This window comes from Trinickia sp. NRRL B-1857, from assembly GCF_050470685.1.
Classification (GTDB): Bacteria; Pseudomonadota; Gammaproteobacteria; order Burkholderiales; family Burkholderiaceae; genus Trinickia.
The window spans coordinates 1,763,352-1,784,823 of the sequence record NZ_JBFLUK010000001.1 but is presented as its reverse complement, the minus strand read 5'-3'; the positions used below and the strand labels follow the sequence as shown (position 1 = coordinate 1,784,823).

The 21,472-nt window shown below is 59.0% G+C and carries 24 protein-coding genes; 15 read left to right on the top strand and 9 right to left on the bottom strand.

All coding sequences use genetic code 11. From position 1 onward, the window contains the following. Positions 1-202: 202 nt before the first annotated feature. From fusA to AB1286_RS07890, 4 genes are all read right to left on the bottom strand, one after another. Complete coding sequence (fusA, locus tag AB1286_RS07905) at positions 203-2,311, bottom strand: elongation factor G (protein WP_430362739.1); 2,109 nt, start codon at positions 2,309-2,311, stop codon at positions 203-205. 312 nt (positions 2,312-2,623) lie between these two features. Further along, a complete protein-coding gene (locus tag AB1286_RS07900; RefSeq protein WP_430362738.1) occupies positions 2,624-3,130 on the bottom strand; it encodes a DUF192 domain-containing protein in 507 nt (168 codons plus the stop codon). A 173-nt stretch (positions 3,131-3,303) separates the two neighbouring features. Continuing rightward, the gene (locus AB1286_RS07895; RefSeq protein ID WP_430362737.1) at positions 3,304-3,507 is read right to left on the bottom strand and encodes a hypothetical protein; all 204 of its coding nucleotides are present in this window, start codon (positions 3,505-3,507) and stop codon (positions 3,304-3,306) included. A gap of 365 nt (positions 3,508-3,872) precedes the next feature. Next, on the bottom strand, positions 3,873-4,472 hold the full coding sequence (locus AB1286_RS07890; RefSeq protein ID WP_430362736.1) for a pseudouridine synthase: 600 nt from the start codon (positions 4,470-4,472) through the stop codon (positions 3,873-3,875). Positions 4,473-4,875: 403 nt separating this feature from the next. On the opposite strand from AB1286_RS07890, the gene icd reads away from it, so the two are divergent. The 5 genes from icd (at position 4,876) to AB1286_RS07865 (ending at position 8,941) form a co-directional block, all read left to right on the top strand. Continuing rightward, complete coding sequence (icd, locus tag AB1286_RS07885) at positions 4,876-6,132, top strand: NADP-dependent isocitrate dehydrogenase (RefSeq protein WP_430362735.1); 1,257 nt, start codon at positions 4,876-4,878, stop codon at positions 6,130-6,132. Positions 6,133-6,327: 195 nt separating this feature from the next. Beyond that, positions 6,328-7,551: a tyrosine-type recombinase/integrase gene (locus AB1286_RS07880; RefSeq protein WP_430362734.1), complete on the top strand. Its 1,224-nt coding sequence runs from the start codon at positions 6,328-6,330 to the stop codon at positions 7,549-7,551. 131 nt (positions 7,552-7,682) lie between these two features. Next, the gene (locus AB1286_RS07875) at positions 7,683-7,979 is read left to right on the top strand and encodes a helix-turn-helix transcriptional regulator (protein ID WP_430362733.1); all 297 of its coding nucleotides are present in this window, start codon (positions 7,683-7,685) and stop codon (positions 7,977-7,979) included. Between the two features lie 139 nt (positions 7,980-8,118). After that, positions 8,119-8,370, top strand: coding sequence for a hypothetical protein (locus tag AB1286_RS07870; RefSeq protein ID WP_430362732.1), 252 nt, complete (start codon positions 8,119-8,121; stop codon positions 8,368-8,370). 10 nt (positions 8,371-8,380) lie between these two features. Next, entirely contained in the window at positions 8,381-8,941 is a 561-nt protein-coding gene (locus AB1286_RS07865) for a hypothetical protein (protein WP_430362731.1), read from the top strand. A gap of 70 nt (positions 8,942-9,011) precedes the next feature. On the opposite strand, the gene AB1286_RS07860 is transcribed toward AB1286_RS07865, so the two are convergent. Beyond that, positions 9,012-9,332: a helix-turn-helix transcriptional regulator gene (locus AB1286_RS07860; protein ID WP_430362730.1), complete on the bottom strand. Its 321-nt coding sequence runs from the start codon at positions 9,330-9,332 to the stop codon at positions 9,012-9,014. Between AB1286_RS07860 and AB1286_RS07855 the strand changes: the two genes are divergently transcribed. Next, positions 9,331-10,332 (top strand): hypothetical protein, encoded by a 1,002-nt coding sequence (locus AB1286_RS07855; protein ID WP_430362729.1) that lies wholly within the window; start codon positions 9,331-9,333, stop codon positions 10,330-10,332. The two genes, AB1286_RS07860 and AB1286_RS07855, sit on opposite strands and share 2 nt — an antisense overlap. Next, positions 10,316-10,912, top strand: a complete 597-nt coding sequence (locus tag AB1286_RS07850; RefSeq protein WP_430362728.1) for an acyltransferase — start codon at positions 10,316-10,318, stop codon at positions 10,910-10,912. The genes AB1286_RS07855 and AB1286_RS07850 overlap by 17 nt, the downstream gene beginning before the upstream one ends. Before the next feature lie 409 nt (positions 10,913-11,321). Here the strand turns inward: AB1286_RS07850 and AB1286_RS07845 are convergent, their stop codons facing one another. Continuing rightward, positions 11,322-11,720 (bottom strand): helix-turn-helix domain-containing protein, encoded by a 399-nt coding sequence (locus tag AB1286_RS07845; protein WP_430362727.1) that lies wholly within the window; start codon positions 11,718-11,720, stop codon positions 11,322-11,324. A gap of 252 nt (positions 11,721-11,972) precedes the next feature. Between AB1286_RS07845 and AB1286_RS07840 the strand changes: the two genes are divergently transcribed. The 7 genes from AB1286_RS07840 (at position 11,973) to tnpC (ending at position 17,341) form a co-directional block, all read left to right on the top strand. Further along, the gene (locus tag AB1286_RS07840) at positions 11,973-12,470 is read left to right on the top strand and encodes a YccF domain-containing protein (protein ID WP_430362726.1); all 498 of its coding nucleotides are present in this window, start codon (positions 11,973-11,975) and stop codon (positions 12,468-12,470) included. A 6-nt stretch (positions 12,471-12,476) separates the two neighbouring features. Next, on the top strand, positions 12,477-13,259 hold the full coding sequence (locus AB1286_RS07835; protein WP_430362725.1) for a hypothetical protein: 783 nt from the start codon (positions 12,477-12,479) through the stop codon (positions 13,257-13,259). Between the two features lie 201 nt (positions 13,260-13,460). Then, on the top strand, positions 13,461-14,234 hold the full coding sequence (locus AB1286_RS07830) for an SIR2 family NAD-dependent protein deacylase (RefSeq protein ID WP_430362724.1): 774 nt from the start codon (positions 13,461-13,463) through the stop codon (positions 14,232-14,234). A gap of 169 nt (positions 14,235-14,403) precedes the next feature. Next, complete coding sequence (locus AB1286_RS07825) at positions 14,404-14,958, top strand: hypothetical protein (RefSeq protein WP_430362723.1); 555 nt, start codon at positions 14,404-14,406, stop codon at positions 14,956-14,958. Positions 14,959-15,021: 63 nt separating this feature from the next. Further along, positions 15,022-15,414, top strand: a complete 393-nt coding sequence (gene tnpA, locus AB1286_RS07820; RefSeq protein WP_430362722.1) for an IS66-like element accessory protein TnpA — start codon at positions 15,022-15,024, stop codon at positions 15,412-15,414. Next, on the top strand, positions 15,411-15,746 hold the full coding sequence (tnpB, locus tag AB1286_RS07815) for an IS66 family insertion sequence element accessory protein TnpB (RefSeq protein WP_430361780.1): 336 nt from the start codon (positions 15,411-15,413) through the stop codon (positions 15,744-15,746). The genes tnpA and tnpB overlap by 4 nt, the downstream gene beginning before the upstream one ends. A 62-nt stretch (positions 15,747-15,808) precedes the next feature. Further along, complete coding sequence (gene tnpC, locus AB1286_RS07810) at positions 15,809-17,341, top strand: IS66 family transposase (protein ID WP_430362721.1); 1,533 nt, start codon at positions 15,809-15,811, stop codon at positions 17,339-17,341. A 634-nt stretch (positions 17,342-17,975) separates the two neighbouring features. Here tnpC and AB1286_RS07805 read toward each other — a convergent pair. Together AB1286_RS07805 and AB1286_RS07800 are read right to left on the bottom strand one after the other, a co-directional pair. Further along, complete coding sequence (locus tag AB1286_RS07805) at positions 17,976-18,569, bottom strand: recombinase family protein (protein WP_430362720.1); 594 nt, start codon at positions 18,567-18,569, stop codon at positions 17,976-17,978. Then, positions 18,562-19,341, bottom strand: coding sequence for a hypothetical protein (locus AB1286_RS07800; protein WP_430362719.1), 780 nt, complete (start codon positions 19,339-19,341; stop codon positions 18,562-18,564). Before AB1286_RS07800 ends, AB1286_RS07805 begins: the two co-directional genes overlap by 8 nt. Positions 19,342-19,651: 310 nt before the next feature. Here AB1286_RS07800 and AB1286_RS07795 point away from each other — a divergent pair, with 310 nt between their 5' ends. Then, the gene (locus tag AB1286_RS07795) at positions 19,652-20,227 is read left to right on the top strand and encodes a recombinase family protein (RefSeq protein ID WP_430362718.1); all 576 of its coding nucleotides are present in this window, start codon (positions 19,652-19,654) and stop codon (positions 20,225-20,227) included. 21 nt (positions 20,228-20,248) lie between these two features. On the opposite strand, the gene AB1286_RS07790 is transcribed toward AB1286_RS07795, so the two are convergent. After that, positions 20,249-21,286 (bottom strand): phage/plasmid replication protein, II/X family, encoded by a 1,038-nt coding sequence (locus tag AB1286_RS07790; RefSeq protein WP_430362717.1) that lies wholly within the window; start codon positions 21,284-21,286, stop codon positions 20,249-20,251. Between the last annotated feature and the right edge of the window lie 186 nt (positions 21,287-21,472).

Here is a 21,472-nt window from a genome sequence, read left to right as displayed (position 1 = left end):
CGGCGCGGCGGCGACGAGCGGTACTGCGACGATAAAGCCGTTGCAGTTTAACGCGAAGCGGCGGGCACGCGGCTCATGACGAGGATAAGCGCAAGCGGAACGGCCGGGCGGCGCCGATAAAAAAGCCTGTCGGGGGTGCGGCGCCCCGACAGGCTCGACAATTGCTACTCCGATTGACGTATCGGTTGAGGGCTGAATCGCGTTACTTCGTCTTGGCGTTGACGATGCCCTCGGATACGTTGTTCGGCGTTTCGGCGTAATGCTTGAACTCCATCGTATAGGTCGCACGCCCTTGCGTGAGCGAGCGCAGCGACGTCGAATAGCCGAACATCTCCGCGAGCGGTACCTCGGCGCGAATGACCTTGCCGCCGCCTCCGGCGATGTCCTCCATGCCTTGCACGATGCCGCGCCGGCCCGACAGGTCGCCCATGACGTTGCCCATGAAGTCTTCGGGCGTTTCGACTTCGACGGCCATCATCGGCTCGAGCAGCACCGGTTTGGCGCGCCGCATCCCTTCCTTGAAGGCCATCGAGCCGGCCATCCGGAACGCGTTTTCGTTCGAGTCCACGTCGTGGTACGAGCCGAAGGTGAGGGTCACCTTCACATCCACGACGGGATAGCCCGCGAGCACGCCGCTCTTGAGCGTTTCTTGGATGCCTTTATCGACGGCCGGGATGTACTCGCGCGGCACGACACCGCCCTTGATGGCATCGACGAACTCATAGCCTTTGCCGGGTGGCTGCGGCTCCAACTTGATCACGACATGGCCGTACTGACCGCGTCCGCCCGATTGTTTGACGAACTTGCCTTCGACGTCCTCGGCGCTCGTGCGGACCGTTTCGCGGTATGCGACTTGCGGTTTGCCCACCGTCGCTTCGACGTTGAACTCGCGCTTCATCCGGTCGACGAGAATTTCCAGGTGCAGCTCGCCCATCCCGGAGATGATCGTCTGCCCCGATTCCTCGTCCGTTTGCACGCGGAACGACGGATCCTCTTGAGCCAGGCGATTGAGCGCGATGCCCATCTTTTCCTGATCGGCCTTGGTCTTCGGCTCGACGGCCTGGGAGATCACCGGCTCGGGGAAGATCATCTTTTCGAGGATGATCGGATTGGCCGGATCGCATAGTGTGTCGCCCGTCGTCGCTTCTTTCAGGCCGACGGCGGCCGCGATATCGCCCGCATAAACTTCCTTGATCTCCTTGCGGTCGTTCGCGTGCATCTGCAAGATCCGGCCGATGCGTTCCTTCTTGTCCTTCGTCGAATTGAGAACGGTATCGCCCGAATTGACGATGCCCGAGTAGACGCGGAAGAAGATCAGTTGCCCGACGAATGGGTCGGTCATGATCTTGAACGCGAGTGCCGAGAACGGCTCGTCATCGCTCGGATGACGCTCGGCTTCCTTGTCGTCCTCGTCGTGGCCGAGAATGGCGGGCACGTCGATGGGCGAGGGCAGGTAATCGATGACCGCGTCGAGCATCGCCTGCACGCCCTTGTTCTTGAACGCGCTGCCGCACAGCATCGGCACGATCTCGTTGGCGATCGTGCGCTTGCGCAATCCGCCCTTGATCTCGGCCTCGGTGAGCGAGGTGTGGTCGTTCAGATACTTCTCGAGCAACTCCTCGCTCGCTTCCGCCGCGGCTTCGACCATCTTTTCGCGCCACTCGTCTGCGGTGGCGCGCAGGTTCTCGGGAATGTCCTGGTACTCGAACTTCACCCCCTGACTTTCCTCATCCCAGATGATCGCTTTCATCTTGACGAGGTCGATCACGCCTTGGAAGTTTTCTTCCGCGCCGACGGGAATTTGAATCGGCACGGCCACGCCTTTCAGGCGCTCGCCGATTTGGCGCTGAACGCGGAAAAAGTCGGCGCCGACGCGGTCCATCTTATTGACGAACGCGATGCGCGGCACCTTGTACTTGTTGGCTTGGCGCCAAACCGTTTCAGACTGCGGCTGTACGCCGCCGACCGAGTCGTAGACCATGCAGGCGCCGTCGAGCACGCGCATCGAGCGTTCCACCTCGATCGTGAAGTCGACGTGTCCGGGGGTGTCGATGATATTGATCCGATGCTCCGGATAGTTGCCGGCCATCCCTTTCCAGAACGCCGTCGTCGCGGCCGAGGTAATCGTGATCCCGCGCTCTTGCTCCTGCTCCATCCAATCCATCACGGCCGCGCCCTCGTGAACCTCGCCGATCTTGTGGCTCACGCCCGTGTAGAACAGGATACGTTCGGTAGTTGTGGTTTTGCCTGCGTCGATGTGAGCGCTGATGCCGATGTTTCGATAGCGCTCGATGGGAGTCTTGCGGGGCACGTCGATCTCCTTGGAATGTTGGCGCCGCGAATCGGCCGGGCCGGGCCCGGCACGTCACGCAGCCTTACAAGCATAGCGCCTGCTCGAGGCTTTTGCAGGGGACGTGCCAGGGGGCAGCCGACGTGCGCCGCTAAATCGCGCGAACGGCGCGAAGCGATCCGCGCGTAGGAGTGCCGCACGGGTCGCTAACCGGGTTTATCCGATTGATCGCGAATTTCCAGCCAAGTGAATGCGCGCGGAATGCGCGCGTTCCGTTCGGAAGTAAAAAAGCCAACCGCGAGGGTTGGCTTTGGGAGGATGCGCGTGCGCTCGTTACTGCGGTTGCGGCAGCCCGTTGATCTTGGTCCCCGGCCGGATGCCCTTCGCGGAGAACCACCCCTTGCTCATCTCCAACGCGTATACGCCGTTGTTACGTGGGCAATGGTTGTTGGTCGTCTCCGCCTGCATTTCGTCGATGTCGGTGACCGTGCCGTCGGCGCGCATAAACGCGATCGATAGCGGAATCAGCGTGTTCTTCATCCAAAAGCAGTGGACGGCGTTCTCGTTGAAGACGAACAGCATTCCCTCGTTCGGTGCAAGCTGGGTTCGATACATCAGACCTTGCTCTCGGTCCGTGTCGTTGGCGGCGACAGCCGCGTCGATCACGAACATCCCGGCCGTGAGTTTCACGCGCGGGAAGGCCTCGGGCGGCTTGGCGCCGGCGGGCATGGCTTGGGCGAAGCTCGTTGCCGGCACGGCCTGTGCGGCCGCGAGGGCGAAAGCGGGCAAAGCGAAGCGAAGCGCGAGACGCGCTATCCGCGAGCGAAACGAAAATCGCACGACACCACTCCTTTTCGACGACAAGAACTCGCGCATGTTACGCGAGCGGGCGCGTTCAATGCAAAGCCGGCGTGCCTGAAAAAGAAAAAGGCAGGCGCCTTGCGGTCACCTGCCTTCCAACGCCGTAAAGAACGGCAGTACTGCTAGTTCTTGACTGCGTCGTTACAACAAACTTACTCCGAAGCGCCCGAAGCGGCTTCAGCTTCAGCAGCCTTCGCCTTCTTGGCGTGGTGCTTCTTAGCAGCGTGGTGCTTAGCAGCCTTCTTTTCCGTCTTAGCAGCCGGAGCAGCAGCCGAAGCGGCTTCCGGAGCCGAAGCTTGTGCGAAAGCAGCCGTTGCGAACAGGCCAGCGACCAGAGCGGCGATCAGTTTGTTCATTTGTAAATCCTCAGCTTTAGTTAATTAACCAAATGACCCGGTCAATGAGTCAAGTCGGTAAACGTGCCATCCACCTTTCGGTTGACAGCCGCATCAAACAATTTTGCCGACGCGTCTGCGGGCACTCGGCTCGACGTCCCGTATCGCGAAAACGATACAGCCGGCGGCTGCCGAAGGCCAATGCCGGATAGCTTCGGGCGGCATCTGCGTCGGATAACGCGCGACGCGCTCGGGCGGTTGACGCGTTTTCTTTCGATTTTCCGATGCGTCGCGCATTGCCGGGCGCCTAACGGCCCCGTAGCCATTTCGGTTGGTGGAGCGGACAGCGAAAAGACGTGTCCTTACAAAGAGTTAGCCGAACGGCCTCAGTTTGCACCATGCTTGGCACGCCGCTGAAGCGGCACGCCGTCCCAGGGCGAGCGCGGCGGCAGGTCGCACCATTGGCCTGGGCCGAGGCCGAGCGCGAGCACATCGAGTTTGCCGACGGCGGCCCTAACGAGCCGCAGCGTGGGAAAACCGACGGCGGCGGTCATACGGCGCACCTGGCGATTCTTGCCCTCGGCGATCGCAATTTCGATCCAGCTCGTCGGAATGGCGGCGCGGTAGCGGATCGGCGGCACTCTCGGCCAAAGCGCCGGGGGTTCGTCGATGAGTCGCGTTTGACACGGACGTGTCACATAGTCGCCCAAATCGACCCCGGAGGCCAATCTTGCGAGCGCTACCGGGTCGGGCACGCCTTCCACCTGCGCCCAATAGCGCTTGACGAGTTTATGACGGGGCTCCGCGATGCGCGCTTGCAACGCGCCATCGTCCGTGAGCAAAAGCAGCCCTTCGCTGTCGGCATCGAGCCGGCCCGCCGGATAGACGCCGGGTACGTCGACCCAATCGCCGAGCGAGGCACGAGTCTCGTGCGCGGAGAATTGGCAGATGGTGCCGAACGGTTTGTTGAGGGCGATGAGACGCATGAAAAGGGCGTTTGAGCGAGGTGGCGATCGACGTCGGTACGCGCATTGTCGCGCGGGCCGGCGCGGCCGCTCTATGGCAAATGGCGGAATCTTAATGCATAATACGGAATGCCCAAGTCTTTTGTCTTATATAAGACTGAAGACTGACTCTCTCGCTACCGTGGTTCGGCCGCGGGTTGCGAGGGCGGCGGTGTCTATCGTGCCGGAGTGGCGCGAGGCGGCCGCCGCGAATCCGACGTGGGCTAGAATAGCCATCCAGCCGCGTTCGTACTTGAGCCGATGGAGCGCGCCGAACCGAGGATTGGGCAGGTGTTGCGGCAGCGGCGCTCGGCAAGGATAAGAGCCCGTTTGCGCGTTACCGCATCACTGCTTTCCACCCGCACAGCCAACACTGGAGTCGATCATGCCGTATCAGCACATCAAGGTTCCGACGGGCGGTGACAAGATCACCGTCAACGCGGACTTTTCGCTCAACGTTTCCGACCAGCCCATCATTCCGTACATCGAGGGCGACGGTACGGGCTTCGACATCACGCCGGTGATGATCAAGGTGGTCGATGCGGCGGTCGAGAAGGCTTACAGCGGCAAGCGCAAGATTCACTGGATGGAAATCTATGCGGGCGAGAAGGCGACGAAGGTCTACGGCCCGGACGTCTGGCTGCCCGAGGAAACGCTGCAAGTCCTGAAGGACTATGTCGTGTCGATCAAGGGCCCGCTCACGACGCCGGTCGGCGGCGGCATTCGCTCGCTGAACGTAGCGTTGCGTCAAGAGCTCGACCTGTACGTCTGCTTGCGCCCGGTGCAGTACTTCAAGGGCGTGCCCTCGCCGGTGCGCGAGCCGGAGAAGACGAATATGGTGATCTTCCGTGAGAACTCGGAAGACATCTACGCCGGTATCGAGTGGGCGGCGGAATCGGAGCAGGCCAAGAAGGTCATCAAGTTCCTGCGCGAAGAGATGGGCGTGAAGAAGATCCGCTTCCCGGAAACGTCGGGTATCGGCGTGAAGCCCGTGTCGCGCGAAGGGACGGAGCGTCTTGTGCGTAAGGCGATCCAGTACGCGATCGACAACGACCGCCGCTCGGTCACGCTCGTGCACAAGGGCAACATCATGAAGTTCACGGAAGGCGCGTTCCGTGACGCCGGTTATGCGCTGGCGCAGAAGGAATTCGGCGCTGAGTTGATCGACGGCGGCCCGTGGATGAAGTTCAAGAACCCGAAGACGGGCAACGATATCGTCGTGAAGGACGTGATCGCCGATGCGTTCTTGCAGCAGATCCTGTTGCGTCCGGCCGAGTACGACGTGATCGCCACGCTGAACCTGAACGGCGACTACATTTCGGACGCGCTGGCCGCGCAAGTCGGCGGTATCGGGATCGCCCCGGGCGCGAACTTGTCGGATTCGGTGGCGATGTTCGAAGCGACGCACGGTACGGCTCCGAAGTACGCCGGTAAGGACTACGTGAACCCGGGTTCGGAAATCCTTTCGGCCGAAATGATGCTGCGTCATATGGGCTGGACGGAAGCGGCCGACGTGATCATCGCGTCGATGGAAAAGTCGATTCTGCAAAAGCGCGTGACGTACGACTTCGCCCGCCTGATGGAAGGCGCGACCCAAGTGTCGTGCTCGGGCTTCGGTCAGGTGTTGATCGAGAATATGTAAGCGTTGGTTCGGGGACGTTCGCCAACGTCTCGTGAGGTACTAAAAACCCAGCTAAATCAATCGATTGGCTGGGTTTTTTATTGCCACGATGGTGCGGCAACGTCCGGGGAAGTTACGGGGAATTCGGAAAAATCTGCGGGGAAATTCGCGTGGTAGTATGAATTTCCCCGTAACTTTTGGACCCCCGGAGGACAGGTGGCGCAGGCACTTTTGAAGGCGACCGCTATCAGCAATGCACGTCTCAAAGAAGGCGAAGACCCCTATAAATTGAACGACGGCGAAGGTTTATTCCTGTTCGTGCAGCGCCGCGCGAAGACATGGCTTTTTCAGTACAGCGTCAACAGCAAGCGCGGCGAGGTGACAATTGGACGGTTCCCCGAAATCAGCCTTGCCGAAGCGCGCGAGCAAGCACAACGGTTCCGCACGATGGTTGCGCACGGCGAAAATCCGGCTGCAACGAAGCGCGAAGCCAAGCGCGCAGCGAAAGCCGAGCCGCAGCCGGAAACGTTCAAGGCTTTTTCGCTGGTGTGGTTGGTTGAAAAAATGGGCGCGAAAGTGCCGACATACCGCGATCAACTGCACTCGTTTCTTGAACGATTCGTGTGGCCCGAAATCGGCGGAATGCCACTCAAGGAGGTGAAATCCTTGCACATGCGCGATCTGCTCGAAAAGCTGCGCGATATTCCGACGACTGGCGAAAAGGTCCGGCTGATGCTGCAACAGATTTTCCAGTACGCGAACATCAAGCTTTTGACCGAGACGAACCCGGCTGCAAGCATGCGCGGACTGTTCGAGGTACCCCAAGTCGAACACCATCGACATTTGAACGAAAAAGAATTGGGGGCGTTCTGGCGTTCGCTTGCGCGGCAAGCATATGCGCATCCAACGACCATCGCGGCAGCGCGGTTCCTTATGCTCACGATGACGCGCAAGGTGGAAACCATCCGTGCGAAATGGACGGAATTCGACTTCGAAGGGGAGATTTGGACGATTCCTGCGGAACGGATGAAGATGCGCCGCAAGCACGTCGTCCCTCTATCGAGGCAGGCGCTCGAACTACTCGGGGTACAAAAGGCACTGACCGGCCGTTCCGAGTATGTCTTCCCATGTGCGTACAGCCCCCTGACGCCGTTGGCCGATGTGACCCTTAATCATCTGATGAAGCGGCTCGACTTCGGCGTACCGGAGTTCTCGCCGCACGGCACGCGAGGCACGGCGGCGACGTTGCTCGGCGAGCATGGGTACGATGAAAAAGTCATTGATTTGTTGCTCGCGCACAAGGAGCCGAACAAGACGAAGGGGAGCTATCACCATCAAGAACATGCCGAAAAACGCCGAGAGGCCCTTCAATTTCTAGCCGACGCCATCGACCGGTTGGCCGCATCGAACGTGATTGAGCTAGACGTCAAGACCGCGTAGCGGCGGAAGTGGTCGGCGTCTCCACTTGATTTTCCCCCGCCGTCTGTTGCCTGGTGCGGGTAAAAAAATATTCGGACTTTTGGGCGGGAAACAGTAAATCCGGTGTAGGACAAAAACAACCGGAGCTACAAATGTCTAAACGCACCACAGCCATTTTGCCGCCACGCAAAGCAACCGCCGACGCCGCGCCGTCCCCTGCTCGCGCTGGTACGGACCGCATGGTCGACCTCATCGCCGTCTGCTCCATGCTCGGCATTTCGAAAACGACGATCTACGACAAGCTTCGCAATGATCCAACTTTCCCGAAGTCGAAGAAAGTCGGCATCCGTGCTGTGCGCTGGTCGGAGCAGGCGGTAAAGGCGTGGCGCGACGCCTTGCCCGAATATGAGCCGATGAGCCCAGCGAAGGCGATCGTCCGCCGAACATAGCGCATCCGCTTGTCGTGGCGGTGTCGCACCGATATGCCGAACGCCGCAACGCAAAACGTTCGCCGAATTGCCCAAACGTAAAACCACCGCCACGCATCCGTGCGGCCGTGGTGTCCTCAACGTACCTCGGAGTAACCGAATGCCAATTGAAAAAAATGAACTACGCGCGTTGGTCCGTCAGGAAATCGGCGCGTCGATCACCGGTCTGCGTGAAGCAGTTCAGCAAGCCGCGCTCGACGCCGTTCGTACGGCACTGCAAGATTTGCACGAAATCGAGGATGAAATTCGCGCCACAGCTACAGGTGCCATAGATCCTGCGCAGCAAGGTGAGCGGCCCGTACTCAACACGCAGTTGCCGTCGCTCGATTCGATCGCGAAGCTAACGCAATAAGGAGGACAAGATGTCGATTCTCCCCGATGGTGCCAAAGTGAACGAAGTCGAGTTCAACAAAACTCGTGCCGCCACGCACCTCAATACATTGCATTTGAAAGAGCATGCGAAATTTTTGGCGACGCTGCAACTGGAACTCGCGGCGATGCAGGAGCAGATCAACGAGCTTCGCCGCGAACTTGACGAATCGAAAGCCCGAGAGTATCCCAATGCCCTCGAAGTTGAACGGCCGACGCTACGCGTCGCACAGTTGAGCGCGGCATTGTGCGACAGCCCGAAGGCTTCGTCCCGCATGCGGAATCCGGCTTCGGAGCCGGTATGGCGCGTCACGATGTCTATGCCCGTGGAATACATTCAGGGCATCGAGGCACGAGCGCAGTCGCTGGGAATATCTGCGAGCACATATATGCAGCGCGTAATCGCAGGGATGCATCCGCCGCTGCCCGAACTTGCCAAGTGTATCGGCGTCGCTCGCCCGTGGAGGCAGACCGAAGAAGACCGCCGAAGGCGCAAAGCACAACATAAATGCAAGAAGGAAGCGCACCTCGAAGGGGCCGTTCCACCGTTGTGAACGCCGGTCCAAATCCGACGCTAAACGACGGCGTCATGGAATTGAGCTGTTGAGCCGCAGTTTGTGATCCTTAACGCAGCCGCGACCGAGCGATCTTTGGCGGTCGCGCAGCGTTGGACCGACGGCCGTCCGATGTCTCAAGCGCCATAGTGAGAGGCGCAAACAAATGCGACAACGACACGCCGAGCACGGCGCATAGCGAAGCAAGCGTCAGCACAGTCGGGTTAGACGTGCCCGACTCGATCGCACTAATTGCCGCCCGACCTACACACGCCTCGTGCGCCAGGTCCTCCTGGCTTAGCCCTTTTTCGATGCGAATTTCCTTCAGCCGACGCCCCACCGCGAGCGTGATCGGATTCCGGCTTGCCGTTTCGGCGGACGTAGTTTTCATGTTCGCCAGCATGCCGCGCAAACCTTGCATGAACAATATCGTAAACAACGCATTTCATGTATTGTTAACCATACATCAAAACTTGCTTCACGTTATATTCGAGCGAGGCGCTTCGGCGCTCGGGGAAAACATGCACAACAGATCGCCAACAACAGACGGCCTACTAGTCACGATCGGCCCGCCGCAGTCCGCGCAAGGGGCCACCACCGAACCTGCCGCGGTTCGTTTCGTGCCGGTAGACGACGACTCGTCGACGTTGGTGACCGCGCTCATGCATTCTGCAAGCGATGTCTCCACGCCGGGTCAGCCCGCAGTTTCCACACACACTGAAATGCTCGACGCAGCATCGATTCCTGTCGCTCCCGTGGTACCTGACGACCTCGCCGCCGGGCTCACAGTTGGGATAGCAAGTTCTATCGGTACGGTGGCTTTGAGCGCAATGTCGACTGCTCTACGCGCGGCGCGCAAAGCTGGCGCGACAACGATCGCGATATTTCTGTTGCCGCCATTTTTCGACGCGAGGCCGACAGTCGCTGAAATCGGCCAATTTGCCAACGCTGTCCTTTTGCTGCCAGCCGACTCTGCACCGATAACCGTGCAGCAAGTAGTGGCTGCGTACGCGTGTACATGCGAAGGCAACGTAGACGTTCCGGTAGGTGCGGAATTTCTCGATCTGCGCGAAGCGTTTGAGAAAACCGACGGTGCATTTCTTGGCATCGGGTTCGCAAGTGGACACGAGCGCGCGCGTCGGGCCGCAGAAATTGCGATTTCCACCATCCCCAAAGGCTGCCTTGAGGCTAGCATGGGGCTGGCAATAATGGTCGCGGGCAACCGCTCACTGCGCTTGCAAGAGGTTGCGGAAGCAGCGTTCGCTGTCCACAACGCTAGCGCGGGCGATGCGAGCGGAGCGCTGGCCGCACACTACGATGATCGATTGAAGGACCGCCTGCGCGTCACCGTCATCGCGGCCTATGGAATGCCGAATGAACGACACGCTTAACCCCGGGTATTGGACGGAGAGCGACCTCGTGTCAGCGGGATTCCCGAGCCTCGGGCGAAATATACAAATCGCTCGGAACTGCACGATTGTTGGCGCGCAGAATATATACGTCGGCGACGATGTTCGTATCGATGGCCCCAGCGTACTGTCCGCCGCGAGCGGACACATTCGTATCGGCCGATACGTACATATCGGTGGAATGTGCTTTCTCGCGGGCGCTGGCGGAATCGATATGGAAGATTTTTCGGGCCTATCCCAAGGTGTGCGAATTTACAGCGCGTCCGATGACTACTCGGGCGACGCGCTGACGAATCCAACGGTTCCGAGGCGTTACCTGAATGTTACGATTGCCCGCGTAAGGCTCGGTCGACATTCCATCGTTGGCTCTGGCACAGTCATCCTTCCCGGCTGCGACATCGGCGAGGGTGCATCGATCGGCGCAATGTCGCTCGTCAAAAAAAGTCTCGCGCCGTGGGGCATCTATGGTGGGACGCCTGCTCGCTTTATCAGGAAGCGTTCGCAACGACTTCTGTCGCTAGAGGCCGAACTGATGATGCGCGAAGACGAGGATCGAGCGTGATCGCCCCGAACGTTGGTGCGCGGTTGTCGGATTCCGGCAATTTCCGTTGCCTCGGACGCCGGAATCGTTTTTCCGGTGGGTTCGCCCGCCGGACTTTTTATTCAATGGATGCTGGCGATGACTCGCGACGATCCTAGTGGCGAACAGGTCCTCGCGGCAGTTCGCTTGCTCGTGGCGAAGGCAAGGCAATCGCGGGGCCGCCAAGCCGAAAGCATTCCGCACGGGCAACGCAGCGACGAAGACTTTTACGTCGAGGTCGATACAGATAGTGGGAAGGTGTGCGTGAATATTTGCCGCTGCATTCGATAACGATTGGGTGCGCTCGTGGAGGATTTCGATAAGCGCGCTGCGCAGCTTTCGAGGAGCGGAATTCGAGCGTGGCCGGTGCTGCGTCGATCACCGAGGGAGCCTATTTGCGTTGCTTCCCGCGCGTGGGACGCTGGGTGCGCAGCAAGTCGGTAAATTGCTGCACGAATTGCACAACAAGTGCCCGCTCGCTGGCGTCGAGGCCATGCAAAGCCCCGGAGACGATCGACAACTGATCATCTATGCGCTTCGATCCGCGTTGCAACAGCTGATCGACCGAGCAGTCCAAGGCATCGCTAAGTTGTTGGAGTCGATACAGCGTCGGCGCACGGATGCCGCGTTCCCATCGGCTAACCGCTTCCTGCTCAAGATTGATCATTTCCGCAAGTTGCGCCTGCGTTAGACCGCGTGCGCGGCGGCGTTCAGCAATTGCAGCACCGACACGAGACGTGAGCAGCGCGTCTTGTGCTTCGTCGGTTGAGGGATCGCGTCGTGTGGGCATTCCACGATGGTCGTGGCTATTCCATTCGGGGTGAACGCCCTGTCAGGAATATTAAATGCCAATTTTGTTGAATTTTCTCGTCACTGGACGTACTGTGTGGGGGCGAGTCTGGTTCCAGGGCATCGGACGCCGGAACCCTTTCTCGTCGACAGATTCGCTGGCCCATACGTGCTTTTCAGTGGGCCGAGCATGGAGCACCCGGGGCGGCGGCAAGCCGGTATCACGATACGTAGATAACAAATCACTTCACACATGCGAAAGTTGGGAAATATCGTCTGGTTTCTGTTTCTTGGTGGCTTTTTCGCGTGGCTGCTTTGGCTGCTCGCTTCGTTGCTCGCCTTCGTGTCCATCGTCGGAATTCCATGGGGACGCGCTTGCTACAACCTGTCCGAACTGTCGGCCGCGCCGTTCGGGAAAGAGGCGATCAGCCGTCAGCAGCTAACACAAAGGCTCGACCTCGGAACATCGATTCTCGGATCCATCGGAAATCTCGTTTGGTTCCTGGTGCTCGGACTCTGGATGGCGATCGCGCACGGCGCAATAGGACTCGTTTGCTGCGTGACGATTATCGGAATTCCATTCGGCATCCAACATTTCAAGCTCGCCGCTCTTGCGATTTCGCCGATCGGCAAGGCTGTCGTATCGAAGGAACTCGCGGAGGAAGCGCGCAAATCGAACGCGAAGGCTGACCTCGGAAAAATTCGATCGGGTACGGCGATTTCCGGCATCAAGCAATACGATGACATTTGATTCGATATGAAAATCATCTACTCCTTTGTCCTCTGTGCGTTGACAGCTACCGTCGCTCACGCACAAGACATTCCGCAAGCGTGTACGCTCGAAGCGAACGTCCTCGATGCCTGTCACGACGATCTGCAAAGGGTAGATCGCGCGTGGGGGAATCATAATTCGCTCCCACGTGGCACTGACATGGTTCGAGGTGTGCGCGCCAACATTCAAAAGATCGGCGCTGAGAAGCAGGCGAAGTTCTGCGACACCGGTTTGTCGAAACTGGTCAGCGGTTTCGGGAATGTGACCATGGCCGCATCGCTGCAAAATATTCAATTTTCCGACCGATGCGGTCTTGCCATGGTGCAAGCGACGTCGTATGTACAAAACTTGCCAAAGGCCGACGCAGCAACGACGGGCACTTCCGAATCCCATCAGGCTCAACTTGAACAGCACAACGCGATCACGGCTTCTCAGTGGGCACGGGACGCAAAGGAGCGGCGCGCGGATTTCGATACTGCGTACGACTCGGCTACCCAAAAATTGTCGTTGGTGGCCGCAGCGTGCCCCGATGTCGTCCTCCTTAAGCAGCTACCGCCTGCCTCTGCGCCGACCAAGCCGGTCGTGTTGTTCGCGAGCAAGCAATGCGGCTATGCGGTTTCATACTGGCCCGAGTCGGACGATGCTCAGGTCGTGTTCGATAGGATGGAAATCGATGGGTGGATGGGCTACTGCACGACGCCGTTGGGTACGGTGACATCCTGCACGCGAGCGCCGAAATCGGCCGCAGCAGCAGCGATGGGGAAATAGAATCTGGCATTTCCCAGCGAGCATTTTTGACGGCGTATACACAGCGAGCGGCAGTTGTATCGAAAGGGCCTGGGTGCTAGCGTGCCAGAGCAGCGCAAAGGCCGACCTCAAAAAAGCGCTCCGACATGGATGTGTCGGAGCGTCCCGCAGCGCGATATAGTGTAAATATTCCGGCACGGTTAGTTACATAGCGCCCGCGTCATGACGATAGAGATTCCATCCGAGTTGATTGTCGTGCTGCGCAATGCGCGCCACGTAGCGTTCCTGACCGGCGCTGGCGTCTCCGCCGAAAGTGGCATACCGACGTTCCGTGATGCCTTGACCGGTCTATGGGAGAATTTCGACGCCGAGCAACTGGCAAGTGCCGATGCGTTCAGGCGCGATCGCGAACTCGTGTGGGGATGGTACGAGTGGCGACGGATGAAAGTTCTCAAGGCGGAACCGAACGCGGCGCATTGCACGATTTCTACGATTGCATCGAAGGTCCCGCACGTCGATGTCGTGACCCAAAATGTCGATGACTTGCACGAACGTGCGGGCAGCGAAAACGTGGTCCATTTGCACGGTCGGTTGGATCACCCGATTTGTTTCGCTTGCCGCCGCCTGCACGAATTGTCGCTCGGAATTCCCGAGGAGCCAGAAGGCGGCCGTCGCCTCGCCCCGCCTCGATGTGAATATTGCGGCGGATACGTTCGTCCGGGCGTTGTGTGGTTTGGCGAGTCGGTACCTGAGTCCGAATGGAAGGTAGCCGTCGATGCCTGCCGAAAATGTGATGTGCTGTTCACCGTCGGCACAAGCTCGATCGTGCAACCTGCTGCGAGCTTGCCGGTCATCGCCGCGCGCGGACGCGCGATGGTCGTTCAGATAAATCTCGGTCCGACGTCGCTCGACGGCATCGCGCAGTTCAACCTCGTCGGACAAGCGGGCGTTATTATTCCCGCGCTCTTCGACGCAGTGTGGGGCCCTTCGAAATAGCTTCGCCCGTTGCATCGGGGACCCCGCAGCGATCGTATAATCCTCACTGCGACAAGTGCAGCCCAGGCATCGGTGGATACGACGTAACGGAGTCCGCAGGTTGGCCATTCTTGTATGAGCGTGCGCTTACCCGCGTCGGATAGCCTAGGGACCCATAACAATGCACCGCATGGCTTCACCCAAACTCACCCCAGTCGGACGAGACGGCAATTCCGCATACGTCGCGTACGGGGATGATTGTCAGTTCGGCGACATCTGTGGCTTCGCATTCCTAGTCGTTAAGCGTACCCGCATAAAAAGGGTTCTCCGCGAGCTTGATGCGATCAAGGAGAGGTATGGGTTTCCGACTGGTGCGCCGATTCACTGCCGGATACTTTTCAGTGGCGACCAACGGAAGAAGGCGGGGCTCGCTCACTTGACGAAAGCACTTGCCGAAGAAATCATCACCCGCTGTATTTTTTTGCTCAATGATGCGGGGGTTTGCGTCGTGTTTTCTCACTGTCGCCTGAGCGAGTTTACCTCCGCGATGGGTACCCAAATTTCGCTTTGGGATCAAGAAAAAGCGGATCGCGTAGACCTCAATGTTCATGCCGATCCCAAGGGATTGATCGGCTTTCTTTCGCAGTTGTGTTTGATGGTTCCCGCGCACGAGAGGCGGTTCGCACGTCCCCACGAATGGGAGATTGTCGTTTCTCAGGGTAAGCACCCGGCAAAGTCGCCTTGAAGCTCGAGTGTTCTGACGCGAGCATCGTGTCCATTAACAACTTTTAATGGACAGGTGTACACGATGGAAGAACTCGTAGCGAATCCCGAAGTCGCAGTGCAGCCGGTGCGGCGCCGCCGGCATAGCAAAGAATTCAAGGCGGAAGTGATGCGCGCGGCGATGCAGCCGCACGTGTCAATCGCGGCGGTGGCGCTGCACTATCGTCTCAATGCCAATTTGGTTCGCACATGGATCACCCGGCAAGCCAAGCGGCACGGGGCTACACAGGCCAGTCATTCAACCAATGTGTCACCCGCGGAATTTGTTCCGCTACAACTCGCGGCGCCGCCGAGCGTTGCGCCGGCGCCGGGCGCAATCGAGGTGGAAGTGCGCCGTGGAGCGACGGTGGTCACGGTGCGTTGGCCATTGTCGGCCGCCAGCGACTGCGCTGCGTGGTTGCAAGGTTGGCTGCGGTGATTCGCATCGAGGCGATTTGGCTGGCGACCGAACCGCTGGATATGCGCGCCGGCACCGAGACGATCCTCGCACGTGTCGTCAAGGTCTTCGGCTCGGCACGCCCGCATCACGCGTACTTGTTCGCCAACAAGAACTCGACGCGCATGAAGGTGCTCGTCTATGACGGCTTGGGTATCTGGCTGGCCGCTCGGCGTCTGAACAAGGGGCGGTTCATCTGGACGAATGGGGACCTGATGATCGCCACCGCGCTCAACTCCGAGCAATTGCAGGCGCTGGTGATGGGGCTGCCCTGGCGCACGCTTGCCCACGATCACGCGATCACGGTCGTGTAATGTCCCTAAAGCCGTAAACTGGCTTGCTTCCGCGGCGCGGTGGGTTCTGGCAGACTGCCCGCATGAACCTACCCGCCAATCTCGACGCTATGAGTCCCGACGAACTGCGCACGCTGGCTGCGCAGTTGATGGCTCAGGTTGGCGAGAACGAGCGGGAGCTGCGCTACCGCCAGACGCGCATCGACCAGCTCACGCACGAGATTGCTACGCTCAGGCGCCTGCAATTCGGCAAGCGCAGCGAGCAACTGAACGTCGAGCAGATGAGCTTGCTGAACGAAGCCATCGACGCCGACCTGGCCGCGCTGGAAATCGAGCTCGAGCAGTTGAAGTCGAAGCCGCCCGAGGACAAGCAGCGCCAGCAGCCCAAGCGTGCGCCGTTGCCAGCACGCTTGCCGCGCACCGACATCCACCATGAACCCGACGACATCACGTGCGCCTGCGGTTGCCAGCGCGTGCGTATCGGCGAGGACATCAGCGAGAAGCTGGACTATACGCCGGGCGTGTTCACGGTCGAACGTCACATCCGCGGTAAATGGGCCTGCAAGGCATGCGAGACGCTGATTCAGGCACCCGTTGCGCCCCATGTGATCGACAAGGGCATTGCCACCGTCGGGTTGCTCGCCCAGGTGTTGGTCGCGAAGTACGGCGATCACTTACCGTTGTACCGTCAAGAACGCATCTTTGAACGCGCGGGTCTTGCCATCCCCCAGTCAACGCTGGGCGAGTGGGTTGGCGTTTGCGGTGTGCGATTGCAGCCGCTGGTCGACGCGCTTCGGGAGGTGCTTCTCCAGCACGACGTGCTGCACGCCGACGAGACGCCGGTGCAAATGCTCGTTCCCGGCAAAGGAAAGACACAGCGCGCGTATGTATGGGCATACGCCACGACGCAGTTCACCGACGTGCGCGCCGTCGTCTACGAGTTCGCCGATAGCCGCGCGGGCGAACATGCTCGCAAGTTCCTCGGCAACTGGCGCGGCAAGCTTGTATGTGACGATCACAGCGGCTACAAAGCCGGATTCGAGTTGGGCATCACCGAGATCGCATGTGTTGCCCATGCAAGACGCAAATTCTTTGAGCTGCACGCCAGCAACAAGAGTGCAATCGCCGAGCAGGCGCTGAAATACTACGGCGAACTTTACGCGGTCGAGCGCGATGTCGCAGAACTCACTCCCGATCACAGACGTGAAGTGCGCCAAGAACGCGCTCGGCCGATCGCCGATGCGTTACATCAATGGATGCTCGCCCAACGCAAACTCGTCTCTGAGGGATCGGCGATCGCCAGGGCACTCGACTACAGCCTCAGGCGTTGGGAGGCGTTCACGCGTTATCTGGACAACGGGCACGTGCCCATTGATAACAACTGGCTCGAGAACCAGATCCGTCCTTGGGCCATCAGTCGGTCGAACTGGTTGTTTGCCGGTTCGTTGCGCGCCGGACAACGCGCTGCGGCGATCATGAGCCTCATTCGATCCGCGCAGCTCAACGGCCACGATCCCTACGTCTATCTGAAAGACGTCCTCAATCGATTGCCCACTCATCGAGCCGACGACATCGCCGCGCTTCTACCGCATCGTTGGGTACCTGCCGCAGCTTGATCGCCAGCGCTTTGCGCCCGGGATGCCTTCACCGGGTGCTTACTTCTCAGGACAAAACACAGGCGAAGCTATTTGGCGATCGATCCCGCCAGGCCCACCGGCAGGTAACGGGTTTTTCGGAAATTGGAGCATCGGCGGGCGAACTGTTTCAGTATGAGCCATCGATCGGCACAGAGGCGACACACCCTCTGCTCCAATTGGCCGATGTCGTCGTGTATGCCATGTGTCATGCGCAGGACCAAGGCGAAAGAGGAAGATTTTGGCGTGGACTACCGAAAATTCGACTGCTACATCATCCACGGTTTCAGCCGATAAACCCGATGAGGCAGCCCACCTCCACTGTATCGGTTTCGGATGCGACCTGAGCCCCGCCAGCCCACCAAGTTCGTTTCAACCAATATCCTGCGACCACAACGATGAAGTTCACGACCGGAGACGTCACGGATCAAACGCCTTGCCGCGCGGTGAAGCACGAATTTCTCCGATGCACTTAGCGCATCGAACTTATAGATGAGCCATCAAGCTGCAATCTCCTCAACGCTGGCCGCGTCTGCATGCTGTACACGCGTGAGCTTCGTTAGTACCGCGTGAAGGTGACTTTGTGTCCATTGCCCACCGCGCGGTGCGCGAATATTCATGTTGTTCTGCTCTTTGGCATCCGGCGCTGACCGTAGCCCTTGGAGCGAAAAAATTCAATTACCGGTGCCACTTTTTGCGCGAAAGCGTCGGCCACCCTTTGACGAGCTTCGATGTTCGGCCGCAGATTTTGCGGACCGGCCGTTCCAAGTCGCACACCGCGCGCCGCCGCTGCCGCGAGCGCGTCTTTCGTCCGCTCGCCAATCCGCTTCGCCTGGAATTCCGCGAACGCCGCCATGATGTGCAGGGTAAGCTCGTTCGCTTCGGGAAGATCGCAAGCGACGAGCTTGACCTTACTTTCCATCAAGCTCGATATGAAGCGAACGTTCCGAGCGAGCCGATCGAGCTTGGCGACGAGCAACCGTGCACCCGTCTTTTTGCAGAGCGCTAGCGCCGGACCAAGTTGAGGTCGTTTCGATAGCGCGTTCGAGCCCTTGCCTGTTTCTATTTCCTCGAACTCGCCTTCTGCCTCCCAATCGCCGCCGTTCAGATAATTCTTGACGGCTTCTTTCTGCGCAGCCAGCCCAAGCCCTGAATTTCGTTGACGCTGCGTCGATACGCGTAGGTACACGACGAACTTGCTGTTAGCCATGCAATTTCCGCGAAAATTCCGCTTGTGATTCGGTCACTAGACGACCGTTGATGAGAAATGCGCACCCTTTTAGCAGTGCCTCCGCAACCGCATCGAGGAATGCGTCGAGGCGCGCGCTGCGTTCTTGGACACGCTGCGCCCATTCCTTGGCGACCTTTCGATAGTAACGCTGTTGCTCCTCTTTCCATCCTTTATCCGGATAGACCATCTCATGCATCCCCGTCAGGTAGACCCGCTCGATATCAAGATCGGCGAACCTTTGGAAGTGGTGGATCCGGTGTCGCTCTCGAATTTCCTGGTCAAATTCCTTCGCGAATCGTTTGATGAACGGACCGAATTGGATGCCATGTTTGGGCACCAAGGCGTCCACGGCATCAACCAAATGTTTGAGGCGCTCCTTGAACTGATAGATACGGCTGAAGTACAACTCGCAGATGTTGCTCAGATGCTCGTGCCGTGTCACTGGCAAGCCGTTGAACGGGAAGCGGCGAAAGTAGAATTCGCATGATTTCACCGAGAGGACGACGTCGGCCAACTCCATATACCGAGATACGACAGCATGTTGCAAATCGATCTGGGGTGGCAACTCAATCGGCCTCCCTTTTTCGGCGCTGGACGAAAAAGGCTCGTCGTAGGCCATCGCGGCTACCAAGTTCGAAATGCGCGACGCTCTCCAACCGGGAACGGTGTCAAGCTTCGCGATGAAGCGCGCGGTGGCGTCCATCATCTGCTCGCTGGCCGACATTTTCGATTCAGCCGTCTTGTGTTCCATTGCGGTCACTTTCCAGGTTGGCAGCTTTAAGGATTGTCTACGATGTAAGCGCGACATTGGGCGGCACGCCGGAAATGTTATCGCACCACCGGCAAACCGCGTTGGCCCTCGCTTGACGCGTTGATCAGCGGCTGGCTACTCGCTACGCGCGAAAGCCGTCGACGACCGGCACATAAGCTCTCAATGTGGAAATAAACCGTCCGTTTTCTTGCCGTCCCCAAACCCGCTGGAAAAGTGGAAACAAAGTCCGTGTTTCGAAATTGATTTCCGCGAGGTATAATTACCACGTTTTATTTCCATCGAGCGCGCCATGTCCAAGACTTTTCTTTACGCACGCGTGAGCACCGGTGATCAGACCACGGCGAACCAAATCATGCTGGCCGAAAAGGCAGGGTACATCGTTGCTCCCCGTCACGTGTATGCAGAAACGATCAGCGGGACGGTAGCGGCGATGGAACGCCCGATGTTCGCCAAGCTTGTCGCGAAGCTGGACGAGGGCGACAAGCTGGTTGTAACCAAACTCGACCGGCTCGGGCGGAACGCGCGCGACATTGATGCGACGGTCGCGATGCTGCGGAACATGCAGGTCGCGGTAATCGTGCTCGACCTGCCGGTGGTAGAGGTGACGAGCGCGGCCGGTGATCTGGTCCTACGCATGTTCGCGGCCTACGCTCAGTTCGAACGCGACTTGTTGGTCGAGAGGACGCACGCAGGGTTGGCACGTGCAAAAGCTGAAGGGAAAATCGCAGGTCGTCCGCAGTCGCTGACGGTTGCCGAGCGCGCGGAAATTAAAGCCAAGCTGGCGGCAGGCGCGACGGCGCGCGGACTTGCGAAGGAATACAACGTGTCGCACCCGACGATTAGCAAGGCCGCCGCTGCGGCGTGATTAGCAGGTGCGCCGTGGTTATTAGCTGATGGGAACGAAGACGGCTTTGCTTTTCCGGTCTGGCTTGAGTTTGTGTAGGTTGTCGCGACACAAGATGCTCGACAACGGCTTGGCGAAGGTGTTCGGCACATGCTTGGCGATGTCGATCCCGGCCAAGTCGAGAATGGATCGACGGTGGGCGCGGAAGGTTGAAGGCGCGACGAAATCGCGCGGATTGTGATCGGCAGCCCAAAGCTTGAACGTGAGTCGCAGGCGTTTGTTACGAATAAGCGCCGACGCCTCGCTGATCGGTATCGAGGCGTCAACCGGCAGTTCGTTTAGGGCAGCAAAGTAAAGCGACTGCGCGGAACTGACCGTCCACTTGTTCCCATCGGTCAAACCGTGGCGCTTGAGATACTGATGCGAAAGCTTTAGTTCGGCGCGTACGGTTGAGCGCGCGATCTTCAACAAATCGCTCCATACGGATTGCGCTTCGGGGCCAAGAACGGCCTCAAGATGTGCGTGGGCAAACTTTCGCTTGTCCAATAATTCCTGATGTTTGTCATAGAGCACCCATTGCGCCCCGGCTTCCGATGGCGGTGACAGGCGGACGCCGATTCCTGAATCGAGCCACTGCGGACGGAATTGATGCGGGGCCGTGCGGCGCAGATGGTCGCACAAGTCGAGGACGGTTACACCACGAGGAAGCTTTAGGCGGTGCGTAATGTCGATGGCACGAATCTCGAAATGACCGGCGGCCCATTCTTGCACTTGTTCCCTGCTGTAAGTGATTTTCAGTTGATCGAGCGTACGGCAGATGATGGCGGATGCGATCGCGCACACGTTGTTCGTACCGAACACGTTGTGCCCTTGAAGAGCTTTCAGTGGCGAACAGCGGATGACGATGGCTCGTCCGTCGCGGATCGACATTACTTTTAGGGGAGCGCCGTCAGCGTGCAGTTGCACGTTGTGGCTGTAGCGGTCGATACCAAGCTGTATCGCATTCGGGCTTTCCTTGATGCGCTTGTTGCCGAAGGGGGCGTGCTCGATGTAGACCATGATGTCGATGAGGTCGATCATTTGGCTGTCGCGGTTGTTGTCGGATGCTGAAAGATGCGGAAATGGCAATGAAAACGACGATGGGAGCGAAGGGCGGCAGAAAACGAGCAGGGATCGCCTAGTATCGGAAATCGAGTGTCACTGCCCGCTTTTGCGTCTGTGCGTGCCCCTCGCCGGTCTACGTAGACCTGTAGACCTACGGCTCCG

Bases quoted from the DNA above. Each gene is read 5' to 3' on its own strand.
- AB1286_RS07790 (WP_430362717.1), bottom strand. From the start codon at position 21,286: ATGATCGACCTCATCGACATCATGGTCTACATCGAGCACGCCCCCTTC.
- AB1286_RS07835 (WP_430362725.1), top strand. From the start codon at position 12,477: ATGAAAATCATCTACTCCTTTGTCCTCTGTGCGTTGACAGCTACCGTC.
- AB1286_RS07845 (WP_430362727.1), bottom strand. From the start codon at position 11,720: ATGCCCACACGACGCGATCCCTCAACCGACGAAGCACAAGACGCGCTG.
- AB1286_RS07825 (WP_430362723.1), top strand. From the start codon at position 14,404: ATGGCTTCACCCAAACTCACCCCAGTCGGACGAGACGGCAATTCCGCA.
- AB1286_RS07850 (WP_430362728.1), top strand. From the start codon at position 10,316: ATGAACGACACGCTTAACCCCGGGTATTGGACGGAGAGCGACCTCGTG.
- AB1286_RS07895 (WP_430362737.1), bottom strand. From the start codon at position 3,507: ATGAACAAACTGATCGCCGCTCTGGTCGCTGGCCTGTTCGCAACGGCT.
- AB1286_RS07830 (WP_430362724.1), top strand. From the start codon at position 13,461: ATGACGATAGAGATTCCATCCGAGTTGATTGTCGTGCTGCGCAATGCG.
- tnpC (WP_430362721.1), top strand. From the start codon at position 15,809: ATGAACCTACCCGCCAATCTCGACGCTATGAGTCCCGACGAACTGCGC.
- AB1286_RS07870 (WP_430362732.1), top strand. From the start codon at position 8,119: ATGCCAATTGAAAAAAATGAACTACGCGCGTTGGTCCGTCAGGAAATC.
- AB1286_RS07855 (WP_430362729.1), top strand. From the start codon at position 9,331: ATGTTCGCCAGCATGCCGCGCAAACCTTGCATGAACAATATCGTAAAC.
- AB1286_RS07865 (WP_430362731.1), top strand. From the start codon at position 8,381: ATGTCGATTCTCCCCGATGGTGCCAAAGTGAACGAAGTCGAGTTCAAC.
- icd (WP_430362735.1), top strand. From the start codon at position 4,876: ATGCCGTATCAGCACATCAAGGTTCCGACGGGCGGTGACAAGATCACC.
- AB1286_RS07795 (WP_430362718.1), top strand. From the start codon at position 19,652: ATGTCCAAGACTTTTCTTTACGCACGCGTGAGCACCGGTGATCAGACC.
- AB1286_RS07860 (WP_430362730.1), bottom strand. From the start codon at position 9,332: ATGAAAACTACGTCCGCCGAAACGGCAAGCCGGAATCCGATCACGCTC.
- AB1286_RS07890 (WP_430362736.1), bottom strand. From the start codon at position 4,472: ATGCGTCTCATCGCCCTCAACAAACCGTTCGGCACCATCTGCCAATTC.
- AB1286_RS07875 (WP_430362733.1), top strand. From the start codon at position 7,683: ATGTCTAAACGCACCACAGCCATTTTGCCGCCACGCAAAGCAACCGCC.
- tnpA (WP_430362722.1), top strand. From the start codon at position 15,022: ATGGAAGAACTCGTAGCGAATCCCGAAGTCGCAGTGCAGCCGGTGCGG.
- AB1286_RS07805 (WP_430362720.1), bottom strand. From the start codon at position 18,569: ATGGCTAACAGCAAGTTCGTCGTGTACCTACGCGTATCGACGCAGCGT.
- AB1286_RS07840 (WP_430362726.1), top strand. From the start codon at position 11,973: ATGCGAAAGTTGGGAAATATCGTCTGGTTTCTGTTTCTTGGTGGCTTT.
- AB1286_RS07800 (WP_430362719.1), bottom strand. From the start codon at position 19,341: ATGGAACACAAGACGGCTGAATCGAAAATGTCGGCCAGCGAGCAGATG.